The following is a 14,745-nucleotide window of genomic DNA, read 5'->3' on the forward strand; positions in this document are numbered from 1 at the left end:
AGCCTATCCCTTTACCGCGCCGGCGGTGAGGCCGCTGACGATCTGCCGCTGGAAGAACAGCACGAGGATGAACAGCGGCACCGTGGCCGAAACCACTGCGGCCACCGCGTACATGACGTTGCCGGACTGATAGATCGAGCTCATGAAGCTCTGGATTTTCGGAATCATGGTCTGGTTGTCCTGGCTGAGCAGCATCGCCGTCACGGCGAAATCGTTGTAGCCGAGCAGAAAGCTGAACAGGCCGGTGGTGATCACGCCCGGCCACATGACCGGGATGACCACCCGGCGGAAGGCTTCGAAGCGCGTGCAGCCATCGACCATGGCGCTCTCGTCGAGGTCCTTGGGGATGCTGAGGAAGAACGAATGCAGCATCCACAGCGTGAAGGGCTGGTTGATGGCGACGAGCACGATGATGGCCGTCGGCAGATAGCCCCAGATGTTGAGCTGGAAGAACGGCAGCAGATAGCCCGACACCAGCGTGATGTGCGGCATGGCGCGGAAGATCAGCGCGATGATGAGGATCCAGAACGAATAGCGCTGCCCGGAGCGGGCGAGGGCGTAGCCGCCCAGCGTGCCGAAGGTCAGCGAGATGATGGTGACGAACACCGTGACCAGCACGGTATTGATGACCGAGCGCCAGAAGTTGTTGGTGACCCACGCGCCGTAATAGCCGGCGCCGGTGAAGCTGGCGCCGGTCTGCTGCTGCGTCGCGGGGCCGGTGATGGCGTTCCACCAGCTCAGCCGCGAGAAGAAATCGGCCTCGACCTTGAACGAGCCCCACACCGTCCATAGGAACGGGAAGGCGGCCGCGATCAGCCAGACGATGATGAAGACGCTCGCGAGGATCGACAGTGGCAGTGGCCGCTTCTGCATTGCAGCGCTCATCTCACGCCCCCTTCCTCGAGAATTCGCGCCAGGTGCGGATCAGCACTGGCGTCAGCAGGATGACGACGCCGATGATCGTCAGCATCGAGGTGGCGGCCGCCGAGCCGAAGAGCTGTGCGTTCTGGCCGTGCAGATCGTCGAAGATCGCCGAGCTGAGCGAGGAGGCGTTGGCCGATGCATTGAAGCCGACGATCGGCTCGAACACGCGGAAATTGTCCATCAGCTGCACCAGCGCGACGAAGGTCGCGAGCGGCGCGAGCGAGGGGATGACGACGAAGTGGATGCGCTCCCAGCGCGATGCGCCGTCGACCATGGCGCTTTCGAGCGTGTCGTGCGGCACCATCTGCAGGCCGGCATAGAACACGACGAAGGAGAACGGGGCGTTGGTCCAGATCCCGTAGACGATCAGCACCACCCAGGTCAGGACCGGCGAGGCTTTGAGGTAAAGGTTGGGGTCGTGGAACAGCGCCTGCAGATTGGCGCCGATGATGCCGTTGGAATCGATCATCCAATAGATGATCAGCGCGCCGACGAGCGGCGTGATGATCATGGGCAGCAGCGACAGGAAGATCGCCGGCCCTTTGACCAGGTGCGGTAGCCCGTTGATGCCCAAAGCGATGAAGAAGCCGAGGATCATCGCCAGCGGCGTGACCAGGATGCAATAGGCCAGCGTGAAGGCCAGCGCCCGATAGAGCGGCAGTGCATAGATGCGGGCGACGATGTCGGCCGGCCCGCTGTTGCTGGCGAGGATCGCACCGATCTCGCCGACCGCCAGATGCGAGCGGTTCAGATAGGTGCCGAGGCCGTTGAAGCGGCCTAGCGGCTCGGCTCGCTGCAGCGCCAGCGTCTTTTCGGCATCGACATGCGTGTCTTTGCTGCACCCGAACGGTCCGCAGCTCTCGACCGTGACCATCACCTTCTCGTGCTCGATATAGAGCGACTGGATGGCGACCGACACGATGGGCAGCGCGATGAACAGCAGCATCGCCAGCGCCGAAGGCAGGATGAACCAGAAGAAAGTTCTGTGCTTCATGCGACGCCCTCGGGAGAAGTCGAACGAAAGGGGCCAGCTTCCGCCGGCCCCCTGCGATGTCGAGACCTTAGTTCAGGAAGCCGCCTTCCTTGGCTGCCGCCGCATAGGCCGCGCCGATGTCGTCGAGCGTCTTCTGGGCATCCTTGGAGCCCTTGAGGAAGTCGCCGATCTCGTTGCTGAGCGCGGTGTGCAGCAGGCCCATATAGGGCAGCATCGGATACGGCTTGGCGTTGCCGTTCGCCGTCGCGATCACGCCGACCGCGGCCGGGCCAGGCTTGAAGCCCTTGATGAGCCAGGGCGCGACGTCGGGATGCTGGGTGGCGACTTCCGGGCGGATGGCGTGCATCATCGCCTGGAAGGAGGCCGTGGCGTCCTCGTCGGAGATATTCTTGGCGATGGAGAAGCCGTCCCACCACAGCGAGGCCGCAGCGATCGAGCCGCCGTTGAAGGTCGGCGCGGCGGCCAGCACGGTCTCGGCGGCGATGTCCTTGGACGGGCTGTCCGGCCCGATTACCGACCCGGCATACGACCCCCAGCCATCCATCATCGCGACCTTGCCTGCGAGATAGGTCGCCTTCATCTCATTGGCGTCGTAGGTGAGGTAGTCTGGCGGCATGTACTGCGTCAGATCCTTCATCATCTGCAGCGTCTTGAGGCCGTTTTCGTTGTTGATCGCGAGCTTGGCCGAGCCTGGCTCGAAGAAGTCGGCACCGGTGCCGAGATAGAGGTTGACGAACTCGGCGCCGAGATCCCAGCCCGGCTTGTCGGCTGCGGCCAACGGATAGTCGAGGATGCCTTTGTCCTTGATCGTCTTGGCGGCGGCGAGCACGTCCTCGTACGATTTCGGCGGCTGTACGCCGGCCTTGTCGAGGATGTCCTTGCGGTAGAACAGATGCTGCGAATTGGCGTCGAAGGCGATGGCAACGGTCTTGCCGTCGACCTTGATCAACTGGTTGGGCTGCAGATCCTGACCGTATTTGGCGATCAGATCGTCGAGCGGCCGGATGAGGTCGCCGTTCAGCAGCGGCGCGATCGAATTGTTGGCGACCATGGCGACGGTGTACTCCGCCGGATTGATGGTCAGCGCCGGAACCTGCAGATCCTTGTGCTGCGTGGTGAGGTTGGCGGTGACGGTCACCTTGTCGCCGGCGCATTCCTTGGCGCCGTCGGCCACGACCTTCAGCACGTCGAAATCGTTGGACAGGATGCGCACCGAACCCGACGCGATGCCGCAATCGGCCGCCAGCGCAGTGCCTCCCAGAAGGGTCAGGACAGCGAGAGAGACGCTCGCCCCCAAAAGGTGTTTCATGTCGTTCTCCTCTATGGCGGATCCCCTGTTCCCGGTCCGCGCAAATGTTGCTTTGCGCAGCGCAAGAGACCGATGACGATCCCCGAAACACCCCTCCCGCGGGAGTTTCCTCGCCCTGCACCATCAAAACCTAGACTGGTTTTGCATACGAATGCAAACTGTTTCTGCATTCGTATGCATTGTGCATCGCAATGCCCCGCTGGCTTCAACCCGCGCTAGGTGTTCGAAAACAATGGCCGGCGTGCCACGGGCCATCCACGGCTATATCGGGCCCGCGGACCGGACCGGGCCGGATGTCGATCTCGATGACGGTAAACGGCCAAATATCTGTTCGGCGGAGGTCAAATGCGCCTATGCGAAGGTCGGCGTGATCTCCTTGCGGAAGCCTCTGCTTCGCGCCTGGCAACGGTCTCTGCAGCTCCAGTCGGAACCCGGACTTGGTGCGAAGCCGGGCCGCCGGCGCGGCCCGGCCTCTTGGCTCAGTCCTTGCGCACCTTTGCCGGCGCCGGCTCGGGGTCGCGCAGCTCGTACCACATGGCGTTGAGGATGCCGAAGCTGCAGGCGAGGCTGACGCCGAGAATCCAGGAGAAATACCACATCGTTCGGTTCCTTCAGTAAGCGTTGGGGTTGCGGTTGAGGCTGGCGGTGGTCACCGTGCCCCGCATCACCCGGTAGACCCAGGCGGTGTAGGCCAAAATGATCGGCAGGAAGACCACGGTGGCGCAGAGCATGATGAAGAGCGTCATCTGGCTCGACGAGGCGTCCCACACCGTGAAGCTCGCCGTGGGATCGACCGACGAGGGCATCAGGAACGGAAAGAGGGACAGGCCCGCCGTCGAGATGATGCCGAAGATGGCAAGGCTGGAGCCGAACAGCCCCAGCATCCTGGCGCGAAGCTCCAGCGCCAGATAGGCGATGACGCTGCCCAGGACGGCGAGGACCGGAGCGACGATGGTCCACGGCATCGCGGCGTAGTTGTTGCGCCAGGCGCCCTGCGCAATCGTCACGGTCTTGCCGAGGGGGTTCGATGGTCCGGCCATGTTCTGGACGCTGGTGACCTGGTAGCCGTTGAGCAGGAACAGCGTCACGATGCCCCCGAGCAGGAAGATCACCAGCGTCGCCGCGGCGGCCCACCTGCCATAGGTGCGGGCGCGTTCGGCGATGTCGCCGCTGGTCCGGGCGGCGATGACGGTCGCGCCCTGCGTGGTGAGCATCGACAGGCTCAACAGGCCGGTGAGCAGCGCAAAGGGCGTGAGCAGGCCGAAGAAATTGCCCTGGTAGCTGGCCCGGAGCGTGTCGTCGAGCTGGTAGGGGACCCCGAGAAACAGGTTGCCGACGGCGACGCCGAAGATCAGCGACGGCACGAAGCCGCCCACGAACAGGGCCCAGTCCCACGCCGTGCGCCAGCGCGGATCGGCGATCTTGCCGCGGAACTTGAAGCCGACCGGCCTCAGGATCAGCGCCAGCAGGATGGCGATCATCGCGAGGTAGAACCCCGAAAAGCTCGCCGCGTAGATCGCCGGCCAGGCCGCGAAGATGGCGCCGCCGCCGAGCACCAGCCAGACCTGGTTGCCTTCCCAGGTGGGCCCCGAAAGATTGAGCACCACGCGGCGCTCCTCGTCGGTGCGGGCAACGAAGGGAAGGAGGGTTCCCATGCCGAGGTCCATGCCGCCCATGACGGCAAAGCCGATGAGCAATATGCCGAGCAGGGCCCACCAGATCAGGCGAAGGGTTTCGTAGTCGAGTGGAATGCTGCTCATTTGGCGGGCTCCAGCTTGGCGGCACCCGTAGCCGGGGCCGGCATGTCTTCATCGAGGTCGAGGACGGATTGCTCGGATGGGCCATGCTTGATGGCGCGAACCATCAGCCAGACCATGATGGCGAGCAGCACGGTGTAGACGAGCACGTAGAAGCTCAGCGAGATCGCGAGGTCCCACACGCTGAGGCCCGAAGCGGCGTAGAAGGTGGGCAGGATGCCCTCCACCACCCAAGGCTGCCGGCCGAGCTCGGCGATGAGCCAGCCGCTTTCGATCGCGAGCCAGGGCAGCGGCAGGGCCCACACCGCGACCCAGAGCCAGGCCCGGCTCGTCTCGAGCCGATGGGTCGAGGCCTTCCAGAACCAGAAGGCGAAGAACGCGATGAAGAAGAAGCCTACGGCCACCATGAGCCGGAAGGTCCAGAACAGCACCCAGACGTCCGGCACCGTGCTCTGCGCGGCCTTGGCGATGTCCTCGCTGGTGGCGTTCTCGACGCCGTTGGGGAACTGCTTGAGCAGCAGCGCGTAGCCCAGATCCTGCTGCGTCTGCTGGAAGGTGGCTCGCGCTGCCTGGTCGGTGGGGTTGGCGTGGATCTGCTGCAGCGCCTTGTAAGCGACGATGCCGTTGGTGATGCGGCCCTCGGCAGCCTTCACCAGATCGTCGATCCCGATGACCGGCTGGTCGAAAGACCGGGTGGCAATCAGGCCGAACACCCACGGAATACGGATCGCGAACTGCTGGCCATCGCCGGTCGGGACGGCGAACAAGGTGAAGGAGGCGGGCGCCTGCTGCGTCTCGTACATGTCCTCCATCGCGGCCAGCTTCATCTTCTGGTGCGCGGTGGTCTCGTAGCCGGACTCGTCGCCGAGCACGACCACCGACAGCGCCGCGGCCAGGCCAAAGCTCGCCGCCACCACCATCGAGCGGATCGCGACATCGCGGTGACGCTTCTGCAGCAGGAACAGCGCACTGACGGCGAGCACGAACACCGCGCCGCTGACATAGCCGGCGCTGACGGTATGCACGAACTTGGCCTGCGCGACCGGATTGAAGATCACGTCGATGAAGTTCGTGACCTCCATGCGCATCGTGTCGGGATTGAATTTTGCGCCGACGGGGTTCTGCATCCAGCCATTGGCGATGAGAATCCAGAGCGCCGAGAAATTGGCGCCGATCGCGACGAGCCATGTCACCGCCAGATGCCCCACCGGCTTCAGCCGATCCCAGCCGAAGAAGAAGAGGCCGATGAACGTCGCCTCGAGGAAGAAGGCCATCAGGCCCTCGATGGCGAGCGGCGCGCCGAAGATGTCGCCGACATAGTGGCTGTAATAGCTCCAGTTCATGCCGAACTGGAACTCCATTACGACGCCGGTGGCGACGCCCATGGCGAAATTGATGCCGAACAGGGTTCCCCAGAACAACGTCGCCTTGCGCCAGACCGGGCGGCCGGTCATGACATAGACGCTCTCCATCACGGCCATCAGGAAGGAGAGGCCGAGGGTGAGGGGAACGAAGATGAAGTGATACATCGCCGTCGCGGCGAACTGCAGCCGCGATAGTTCGACGACGAGGGGATCGACCATGTCGAAGAATCCTTATGCTTGGACCGGCCTCGGGCCGGCCAGGACGTCGATAGGCGCGCGGCGGCCGATCCACCTTGATGTGAGTCAAAGGGGACGGATGGGAGGGCCGGTAGGGTGTCGGAATGACCCCGCCCCCCGCCTCAGCCCATGCGCTGCGCCCCCGCAAATTGCTTGGTCAACTGGGCCGGAGCGGCGGGGTCAGCCAGACGCTCTCCATGACCATGCCGCTGCTCGCCGGCGCGCTGCTGTTGCCGCAGGCATGGCTGCTGGCCCACGTCATCGATCGTGCGGTCGTGGCAGGGGAGGGGCCGCAGCTGCTGTTCGTGCCGCTTGCCGTCATCGCATCGCTGCTGGCCCTTCGCATCGCGCTCGCGCTTGTCGGCGACGTGGCGGGGATCAAGGCTGGCGAGGCGGGCAAGGCCCGACTGCGCGAGACGCTCATCGGCGATATGCTCGGCCGGTCGCCGAGCTGGACCGCAGAGCGCGCGAGCGGCGCCCTCGCGACCGCCGTCATCGAACACGTCGAGGCGATGGACGGCTACCTGACGCGCTATCTGCCGGCGATGGCGCAGGCGGCGCTGTTGCCTCTGGCTTTTGCCGTGGTGATTCTGCCGATCGACTGGATGGCGGCGCTGCTGCTGCTGGTCGCGGCTCCGCTGATCCCGGTGTTCATGGCTCTGGCCGGCTGGGGCGCGCAGGCCGCGAGCGAGCGCCAGGCCACCGCATTGAGCCGGCTCAGCGGCTACTTCGCCGACCGCCTGCGCGGCATCACGACGCTCAAGCTCTTTGGCCGCGAAGCGGCCGAGACCGACGGCGTGGAACGTGCGAGCGAGGCGCTTCGAATCCGCACCATGCGCGTGATGCGCATTGCCTTCCTGAGCTCGGCCGTGCTGGAGTTTTTTGCCGCGCTGGGCGTTGCGGGGGTGGCGCTCTATGTCGGCCTGACGTTCCTGCATCTCGTCAACTTGCGGAGTGCGCCGCTGTCGCTCGAGGCCGGGTTGTTCTGCCTGCTGATGGCGCCGGAGGTGTTCGCGCCGTTGCGCACCCTTGCTGCCCACTACCATGACCAGGCTGCGGCGAAGGCGGCGCTGGCGGAGCTGCAGAAGCTGTTCGGCGAGGTGCCGGCCCTCCAATCGCAGACTGCCCCGCACCGAGCGCCCGACCCGAATTTCGAGGTCGTCCCGGCTGCCGTCACCCTGTCGGCGGTGCGCGTTGCGTCGCCGACCGGCGCGACGGTCATCGAGGATCTCGATCTGGTCGTGAAGCCGGGCGAGCACGTGGCCATCCTGGGGCCGAGCGGCTCGGGAAAGTCCACCTTGCTCTCGGTGATCGCGGGGCTCGCGCCCTACGAGGGATCGATCCGGCTCGACGGACGTGAACTGCGCGAAATCGAGCCGCAGGTGCTGCGGCGCAGTATCGGCGCCTTGGGCCAGCGGCCAACGATCTTTGCGGCCTCGATGGCGGAGAATATCCGGCTGGGACGACCGCAGGCATGCCCGACCTCGGTGCTGAGGGCGGCCGATCGAGCGCGAGTAACGGAGTTTGCCGGCGGGTTGCCGCAAGGTCTCGATACGCTGCTGGGCGACGGTGGCATCGGACTGTCGGGAGGCGAACTGCAGCGGGTCGCCCTGGCGCGGATCTACCTGCTCGAGCGCGGTCTGCTGCTGCTCGACGAGCCGACGTCGCATCTCGACGTTCTCACCGAGGCGCGCGTGCTCGATGGCCTCTGCGATTTCGCACGTGGCCGCACGATGATCGTCTTCACCCACTCGCTTGCCGTGGCGGCGCGCATGGATCGCTGCTACCGGCTCGCGCAGGGACACCTGCTGGCGACGCCGCGGCCGGCGGCCGAATGGCCGGCGCAGCGAGGTGCCGCATGAAGGCGCTCGCCTATGTGTTGCCGCTCGTCGGACGGCTGCGCGGTCCGTTGCTGCTGACGCTGGGGCTGTCCCTCGTCACCCTGGCGGCGGGCGTGGCGCTGCTCGGCATCTCCGGCTGGTTCCTGACCGCTGCCGCCATCACCACGGCGGGGGTGGCCTTCAATCTGTTTGCGCCATCGGCGGGCGTGCGTGGCCTGTCCTTTGTGCGCATCCTGTCGCGCTACGGCGAAAAGGTGACGGGACACGACGCGACCCTGCGGCTGCTGTCGAGCCTCAGGCGATCGACCTTCGCCGGCCTGTTCCGGCTCGTTCCCGTCAGCCGCCTGTTCGGCCGCGGCGATCTGGTCAGCCGGCTGGTCGCCGATCTCGATGCGCTCGACAGCATCTTCCTGGTCGGACTTGGTCCGCTTGCGACGGCGGTCATGGCCGGAACCGGAATGACGGTGCTGCTTGCGTTCACCCTGCCAGCCGCGGCTGCGGTCTACGCTGTCGGGTTTGCCGTCGCGACCGTGGGCGTGCCGGTCCTGCTGGTCGTCGCGTCGCGGCGCGCAGGAGCCGAGATCGTCGCGTCGTCAGCCGCGCTCAGAAGCGCGATCCTCGACGGTATCGAGGGACACCAGGACCTCGTCCTGTTCGATGCGGTCGGCCGGGCGCGGGAGAGCGCCGAGCGCTGCGCCGGCCGGCTGTCGGCAGCCAAGGCGCGATTGGGTCGGATGACGGCGTGGGCATCGGCTGCGGTTCAAGCCCTTTCGGGGATGGTTCTGGTCGCCACGCTCGCCTGTGGCCTGAGTGCAGTAAATGGCCGGGCGATCGATGGGCCTCTGATGGTGGGACTCGTGCTCGCCGTGGTCGCGAGTTTCGAGGCGTCGGCCGTGGTGGTGCGGAGCGCGCGCGGGATCGCGGCGGCGGCAGCCGCCGCCGATCGCCTGTCGGCGCTTGCCGGGATGCCGTCCTCGATCGTCGAGCCGGCCGATCCGAAGGCGCTTCCTCCGGGCGGCACCGTCGGTTTCGAGGATGTCCGATTCTCCTACCGTGATGGTGCGGCCGTGCTCGACGGCGTGAGCTTTCATGTCGCGGAGGGTGAATGCGTGGCCATCAAGGGGCCGAGCGGGGTAGGCAAGTCGACCATCGCGCAGCTGCTGGTGCGGCTGATCGATCCGGCGGCGGGCCGGGTGATGATCAATGGCCGTGACGTGCGCGAAGTTGGCAGCGCCGCGCTGCGGCAGCGCGTCGCGCTGATGACGCAGGATGCACCGGTCTTCAACGCCACCGTTCGGAACAATCTGCTGATCGGACGCCCCGACGCCGCCGACGAGGCCCTGTGGGTCGTGCTCGATCTCGTCGGGATGAAGGACGTTGTGTCGCATCTCGCGGCCGGGCTCGACACCGTGCTCGGCGAAGGCGGGCGTACGCTGTCGGCCGGGCAGGCCCGGCGCATCTGCCTTGCCCGCACGCTGCTGTCGCCGGCATCGATTATCGTCCTCGACGAGCCCACCGCCGGATTGGACGTCGACGCCGAGCGCGCGTTTCTGGAGGATGTGCCGAGTGCAGTTGCCGGCCGGACGATGATCGTGATCACCCACGCCGAGCTTCCTCCGGCGTTCGGCCGGGTGCTCGAGCTCAGAGCCGGTTGCATCGCCGCGAACGACGCCTGAGGCTTGGCCGGGCCCACATTCCGGCAAGGCCGGGCGACGCCGGCGATGCACCCGCGCCGATTTTGTTGCGAACCGCCTCCGTTAAAGGCATGAACGTCGCCCGGAGGTTTCATGTCGCTTTCCGTCTCGGTCGTCGTTCGATCTACAATCGTCATGCTCGTCCTGGGCTTTCTGGCGCTGGCTGGGATCGTCGGAACAACCTTGTGGCTCGTCGAGCAGAACCGGGCCTGGTTCGAGCAGACGACCGACAGCCGCGAAATCCGCTCGGCGGCCATCGCCCTCAGAAGTGCCCTGCAGGATGCCGAGACCGGCCAGCGCGGCTATCTCCTCACCGGCGAGCAGCGCTATCTCGAACCCTACGAACGCAGCGTGGGTCAGATTCCCGCCCTGATCGATCGCCTGGCGACGGTCTTTGCGCCGTTTCCGGAGCAGGCGCGGGCCATCGCCAAGATGCGCACCGCCGTCGCCGGAAAGCTCGAGGAATTGTCCCGCACGATCGAGCTCGTGCGCGACGGACACCGGGACGAGGCCGTCGCGATCGTCCTCACCGACGAGGGCAAGGTGGCGATGGACGAGGCCCGCGCGCTTTTCGACCAGCTCATCGATGTCGCCGACCAGCGGATTGACGACGGCGTGGTCAACCAGGCCAACGCCGCCGATGCTCTGCGCTGGGTCACGATCGTCGGAGCGTTCGTCATCGTTGCCGTCGCCGCCGGCGCCATCTGGATGGCGATGACCTATACGCGCGAACTTTCCGCTGCGCGGCAGGAGGTCGTGCTGGCCAATGCCGGTCTCGAGGAGCGCGTCCGCGAACGTACCGCCGATCTCGGCCGGGCAAACGACGAGATACAGCGCTTTGCGTACATTGTGACGCACGACCTGCGCGCGCCGCTGGTGAACATCATGGGCTTCACCAGCGAGCTCGAGACCAGCGTCGGCGAGCTCGAGCGATATATCGCCGCGAGAGGCAGCGACGACGACGATCCCGAGCTGCGCGCGGCACGCGTGGCGGCGACCGAGGACCTGCCGGAAGCTATCGGATTCATCCGCGCCGCAACGCGCAAGATGGATGGATTGATCAACGCCATCCTCAGGATCTCGCGCGAGGGCAGGCGGCAGTTGAAGCCGGACACGCTGGACGTAAAGGCGATCGCGGAGGCCGCCGTCGCGAGCGTCCAGCATCAGATCGTCGAAGGCGGCGGTGCCGCCGTCATCGATGCCACGGTGCGCACGGTCGTCTCGGATCGGCTGTCCCTGGAACAGGCGCTGGGGAATTTGCTCGACAACGCCATCAAATACCGCGACCCCAACCGGCCGCTGCAGATCGCGTTGCGTGCCGCGGCAGTTCCCGGCAACCGCGTCGCCATCGACGTGGAAGACAATGGCAGGGGCATCTCCCCCGCGGATCACGAACGCGTATTCGAGCTTTTTCGGCGGGCGGGGTCGCTCAATCAGCCGGGGGAAGGTATTGGACTGGCCTATGTCCGAACCATCGCGCGCAGTCTGGGCGGTGACGTGACGCTGCGCTCGGAACTGGGCAAGGGATCGACATTCACAATCACGCTGCCGCGCGACCTGCGCCGGCATCTGGAGGCGAAAAGCACATGAGCGACGGAAAGCCGGTCACCATTATCATGGTGGAAGACGACGAGGGACACGCCAGACTGATCGAAAAGAACATCCGCCGGGCCGGGGTGGCCAACGAGATCGTTCCGTTCAGCAATGGCGCCGACGCGCTGACCTACCTGCTCGGCCCGGACGGGTCCGGATTGGCGAGCAAGGGACGACAGCTTCTCGTTCTGCTCGATCTCAACCTGCCGGACATGACGGGCGTCGATATCCTCGAAAAGGTGAAGGCCAACGAGCACACGCGCCGCTCTCCGGTGGTGGTCCTCACCACCACCGACGACCAGCGGGAGATCCAGCGCTGCTACGACCTGGGCGCCAACGTCTACATCACCAAGCCGGTGGACTATGATGGCTTCGCCAATGCCATCCGCCAGCTTGGGCTCTTCTTCTCCGTGATGCAGGTTCCCGAGACCGACTGAGTCATGCCGAACCACGTTCCGCTCGTTTTGTACATCGACGACGATCCCGGGATTGCGCGCCTCGTCGGGAAAGTGGTCCGCCGCCACGACTTTGCGTTCGAACACTGCCTGACGGGTCGAGACGGGCTGGAGCGCATCCGCGCGGGCGGTGTGGATGTCCTGATCCTCGATCACCATCTTGCGGCCGAGACCGGCCTCGACGTGCTGAACGCCATGCAGGATATCGCGGACCGTCCGGCGGTGGTCTACCTGACGGCAACGGCCGACACCGCCGTCGCCGTCGCCGCGCTCAAGGCGGGCGCCACCGACTATCTGCTGAAATCGGTGGACGACGATTTCTTCGAGCTGCTGGGCTCGGCCGTCGAGAACGCGGTGAGCATCATCCGGCTCAGCCGCGCGAAGTCTCTCGCCGAGCAGGAGATGCGTATCGCGCGAGAGCGCGCGGAAACGCTGCTGGGCGAGATGAACCATCGCGTCGCCAACAGTCTTGCGCTGGTGGCCTCCCTCGCGAGGCTGCAGGCGGGCGCGTCGAAGACCGAGGAGACGCGGGCCGCCCTCGCCGAGACCCAGGCCCGCATCCAGGCGATCGCCGGGGTGCACCGCCACCTCTACACCCGCGGGGATGCCCAATCCGTCCGGATGGACGACTACGTTTCGAGCCTGCTCGGCGAGATGAACGGATCGGCCGTCGCCGACGGGGCGACGGCAAGCATCGTGGTGCATGCAGCGCCGATATCGATCTCGACCAAGACCGCCGTCTCGCTTGGCGTCATCCTCACCGAACTCGTCACCAACGCGCTCAAATATGCCTACCGCGACCGGCCGCCCGGCGAGATACGCGTTGTGCTTCAGAGCGACGGAGCCCAGGCGGTGCTGCGGGTGGAGGACGACGGGGTCGGCTACGACGGGTCCGGGCCGCCTTTGGGGACAGGCCTCGGCAGCCGGATCGTCAAGGCCATGGTGCAGACCATCGGCGGACACCTCGACTACGGCTCGGCCGGTCAGGGGACCGTGGTGTCGGTGACCTTTCCGACTGGCGATCGATAGTCTGGGCCGACTGCGCGGCCCGACGGGCCGATCACCCCGGCCAGTGGAACGTCTTCACCGCGCCGACGAACGCCTTGGTTGCCGGGCTGAAGGGGCGGCCCGGGGCGCTGACCAGCGAAATGGTCCGTGCGACTTCCGGCTCGACCAGCGGCCGCTGCAGCAGGTCGAGCGAGGTCACTGCGCATTCGGGCATGAAGGCAAACCCCAGGCGAGCCAGGACCATCGCCTGGATCCAGTCCTCGCGCTCCGAGCGGAACCGCGCATAAAGGCTGATGCCGCGGTCGCGGCAGACCTCCATCACCATCTCGCGCATCTCGCATGACAGCCGGTCGACATAGGGCTCGTCCGACAGGTCGCCGAGACGGATGGCGTCCCGCGCCGCGAGGCGATGCTCCGGCGGCAGGATCACCACATAGCGCTCCCGATAGAGGGCATGGACATTGAAGGCGGCGCCGAAGCCGTCCATCGCGTTCAGGATCGCCAGGTCGAGCTCGCCGCGTTCCAGCTTGAGCTTGAGCTCGGCGGCGCTCGCTTCGGTGACGGCCACCTCGATCCCTTCGTACTCTCCCTGAAAGCTCGCAAGGAACCGCGACAGCCGCACCGGGCCGATCGTCGACATCACGCCCACCCGGACGGGCACGTTGTTGAGCAGCCTGAAATTGTCGGCCATCAGCCGCGTCGCCTCGGCTTCGTGGGCGATGTGCTGCAGGTGCGGCAGCAGCGAGCGGCCGAAATCGCTGAGCAGGATGCGTTTGCCTTCGCGATGGAAGATGGGCGCCCCCAGCTCGCTTTCGATCGCCTTGATCGCCTTGGTCAGGGCCGGCTGCGAGACATTGCAGGCGGCCGCCGCCCGCGTGAAGTTGAGCTCGCGTACCGCTGCCAGAACATATCTGATCTGGAACATTTCCATCGAACATTCCCCCGTGTTCGCCAAGGCAACGACACTAGCACGTCCGACCATAACTGGCGGTTTTCAATCAATCACCAAACGCTTGTTTCCCTTCGAGTGACGCTGGCGCTTCTTCTACGGCCGGAAGCGGTACGAGGAACCGCGATTACCGAGGGGCTCGAAATGCAGCATCGATACATCGTCATGGCGGCCGCGTTGTTCTCGCTCGCGGCCGGCCCGGCCACGGCGGCCAGTTTCCTGGTCCACATTCACACCGGACCGGACAATCCCACCGAGGCCGCCCTGGGCTTCCTGGTCGCCATGACCGCGCAGAAGGACGGCAACACCGTCACCATGTTCCTGGCCGGCGACGGGGCGTCACTCATCACCGACGCCGCGCTGTCGAGCGTCGTGGGCAAGGGCACCGGCAAGCTGCGGGACAGCTTCGATGCGCTGAGCAAGGGCGGCGCGCGCATCTACATCTCCGGCAACTCGGCCAAGACGCGCAATATCACCGACGCCGACCTGGTGGGAAAGCCTGCCGAGTTCGCAACGCCGGACAAGCTGGTGGAACTGGCCGCGGCGGCCGACGTGGTCCTGAGCTACTGAGTGCCGGCGGTGCCGGCCACGACATCACTCGCCGCTGAAGGGAGATCAGG

13 protein-coding genes are annotated in these 14,745 nt (G+C 65.9%); 6 read left to right on the forward strand and 7 right to left on the reverse strand.

Features of this window, described 5'->3' with window-relative positions:
- Positions 1-3 precede the first annotated feature (3 nt).
- The 6 genes from BGO82_RS19510 to BGO82_RS19535 form a co-directional block, all read right to left on the reverse strand.
- Positions 4-885: a carbohydrate ABC transporter permease gene (locus BGO82_RS19510; RefSeq protein WP_291307292.1), complete on the reverse strand. Its 882-nt coding sequence runs from the start codon at positions 883-885 to the stop codon at positions 4-6.
- Position 886: 1 nt separating this feature from the next.
- Positions 887-1,918, reverse strand: a complete 1,032-nt coding sequence (locus BGO82_RS19515; protein ID WP_291307293.1) for a sugar ABC transporter permease — start codon at positions 1,916-1,918, stop codon at positions 887-889.
- Positions 1,919-1,985: 67 nt separating this feature from the next.
- The gene (locus BGO82_RS19520) at positions 1,986-3,227 is read right to left on the reverse strand and encodes an extracellular solute-binding protein (RefSeq protein ID WP_291307294.1); all 1,242 of its coding nucleotides are present in this window, start codon (positions 3,225-3,227) and stop codon (positions 1,986-1,988) included.
- Between the two features lie 479 nt (positions 3,228-3,706).
- Positions 3,707-3,826 (reverse strand): cytochrome bd-I oxidase subunit CydX, encoded by a 120-nt coding sequence (cydX, locus tag BGO82_RS19525; RefSeq protein ID WP_291307295.1) that lies wholly within the window; start codon positions 3,824-3,826, stop codon positions 3,707-3,709.
- A gap of 12 nt (positions 3,827-3,838) precedes the next feature.
- Positions 3,839-4,987, reverse strand: coding sequence for a cytochrome d ubiquinol oxidase subunit II (gene cydB, locus BGO82_RS19530; protein ID WP_291307296.1), 1,149 nt, complete (start codon positions 4,985-4,987; stop codon positions 3,839-3,841).
- Entirely contained in the window at positions 4,984-6,567 is a 1,584-nt protein-coding gene (locus BGO82_RS19535; RefSeq protein ID WP_291307297.1) for a cytochrome ubiquinol oxidase subunit I, read from the reverse strand. The genes cydB and BGO82_RS19535 overlap by 4 nt, the downstream gene beginning before the upstream one ends.
- A gap of 215 nt (positions 6,568-6,782) precedes the next feature.
- On the opposite strand from BGO82_RS19535, the gene cydD reads away from it, so the two are divergent.
- From cydD to BGO82_RS19560, 5 genes are all read left to right on the forward strand, one after another.
- Positions 6,783-8,447 carry a thiol reductant ABC exporter subunit CydD gene (cydD, locus tag BGO82_RS19540; protein WP_291307298.1) on the forward strand — a complete coding sequence of 555 codons (1,665 nt, stop codon included), beginning with the start codon at positions 6,783-6,785 and terminating at the stop codon, positions 8,445-8,447.
- A complete protein-coding gene (cydC, locus tag BGO82_RS19545; RefSeq protein ID WP_291307299.1) occupies positions 8,444-10,102 on the forward strand; it encodes a thiol reductant ABC exporter subunit CydC in 1,659 nt (552 codons plus the stop codon). Before cydD ends, cydC begins: the two co-directional genes overlap by 4 nt.
- A 111-nt stretch (positions 10,103-10,213) precedes the next feature.
- Entirely contained in the window at positions 10,214-11,710 is a 1,497-nt protein-coding gene (locus BGO82_RS19550) for a CHASE3 domain-containing protein (protein ID WP_291307300.1), read from the forward strand.
- Positions 11,707-12,150: a response regulator gene (locus tag BGO82_RS19555; protein WP_291307301.1), complete on the forward strand. Its 444-nt coding sequence runs from the start codon at positions 11,707-11,709 to the stop codon at positions 12,148-12,150. Before BGO82_RS19550 ends, BGO82_RS19555 begins: the two co-directional genes overlap by 4 nt.
- A gap of 3 nt (positions 12,151-12,153) precedes the next feature.
- On the forward strand, positions 12,154-13,197 hold the full coding sequence (locus BGO82_RS19560; protein ID WP_291307302.1) for a histidine kinase dimerization/phosphoacceptor domain -containing protein: 1,044 nt from the start codon (positions 12,154-12,156) through the stop codon (positions 13,195-13,197).
- Positions 13,198-13,228: 31 nt separating this feature from the next.
- On the opposite strand, the gene BGO82_RS19565 is transcribed toward BGO82_RS19560, so the two are convergent.
- A complete protein-coding gene (locus tag BGO82_RS19565) occupies positions 13,229-14,101 on the reverse strand; it encodes a LysR family transcriptional regulator (RefSeq protein WP_291307303.1) in 873 nt (290 codons plus the stop codon).
- Between the two features lie 102 nt (positions 14,102-14,203).
- Here BGO82_RS19565 and BGO82_RS19570 point away from each other — a divergent pair, with 102 nt between their 5' ends.
- Positions 14,204-14,695 carry a DsrE family protein gene (locus BGO82_RS19570; protein WP_291307304.1) on the forward strand — a complete coding sequence of 164 codons (492 nt, stop codon included), beginning with the start codon at positions 14,204-14,206 and terminating at the stop codon, positions 14,693-14,695.
- The last annotated feature ends 50 nt before the right edge of the window (positions 14,696-14,745 follow it).

Origin of the sequence: Devosia sp. 67-54 (assembly GCF_001899075.1) — a bacterium.
In the GTDB taxonomy this organism is placed as follows: domain Bacteria; phylum Pseudomonadota; class Alphaproteobacteria; order Rhizobiales; family Devosiaceae; genus Devosia_A.

What these genes read in the sequence shown, in the direction of transcription:
- BGO82_RS19510 (WP_291307292.1), bottom strand. Translation starts at nt 885, where the DNA reads ATGAGCGCTGCAATGCAGAAGCGGCCACTGCCACTGTCGATCCTCGCG.
- BGO82_RS19515 (WP_291307293.1), bottom strand. Translation starts at nt 1,918, where the DNA reads ATGAAGCACAGAACTTTCTTCTGGTTCATCCTGCCTTCGGCGCTGGCG.
- BGO82_RS19520 (WP_291307294.1), bottom strand. Translation starts at nt 3,227, where the DNA reads ATGAAACACCTTTTGGGGGCGAGCGTCTCTCTCGCTGTCCTGACCCTT.
- cydX (WP_291307295.1), bottom strand. Translation starts at nt 3,826, where the DNA reads ATGTGGTATTTCTCCTGGATTCTCGGCGTCAGCCTCGCCTGCAGCTTC.
- cydB (WP_291307296.1), bottom strand. Translation starts at nt 4,987, where the DNA reads ATGAGCAGCATTCCACTCGACTACGAAACCCTTCGCCTGATCTGGTGG.
- BGO82_RS19535 (WP_291307297.1), bottom strand. Translation starts at nt 6,567, where the DNA reads ATGGTCGATCCCCTCGTCGTCGAACTATCGCGGCTGCAGTTCGCCGCG.
- cydD (WP_291307298.1), top strand. Translation starts at nt 6,783, where the DNA reads ATGACCATGCCGCTGCTCGCCGGCGCGCTGCTGTTGCCGCAGGCATGG.
- cydC (WP_291307299.1), top strand. Translation starts at nt 8,444, where the DNA reads ATGAAGGCGCTCGCCTATGTGTTGCCGCTCGTCGGACGGCTGCGCGGT.
- BGO82_RS19550 (WP_291307300.1), top strand. Translation starts at nt 10,214, where the DNA reads ATGTCGCTTTCCGTCTCGGTCGTCGTTCGATCTACAATCGTCATGCTC.
- BGO82_RS19555 (WP_291307301.1), top strand. Translation starts at nt 11,707, where the DNA reads ATGAGCGACGGAAAGCCGGTCACCATTATCATGGTGGAAGACGACGAG.
- BGO82_RS19560 (WP_291307302.1), top strand. Translation starts at nt 12,154, where the DNA reads ATGCCGAACCACGTTCCGCTCGTTTTGTACATCGACGACGATCCCGGG.
- BGO82_RS19565 (WP_291307303.1), bottom strand. Translation starts at nt 14,101, where the DNA reads ATGTTCCAGATCAGATATGTTCTGGCAGCGGTACGCGAGCTCAACTTC.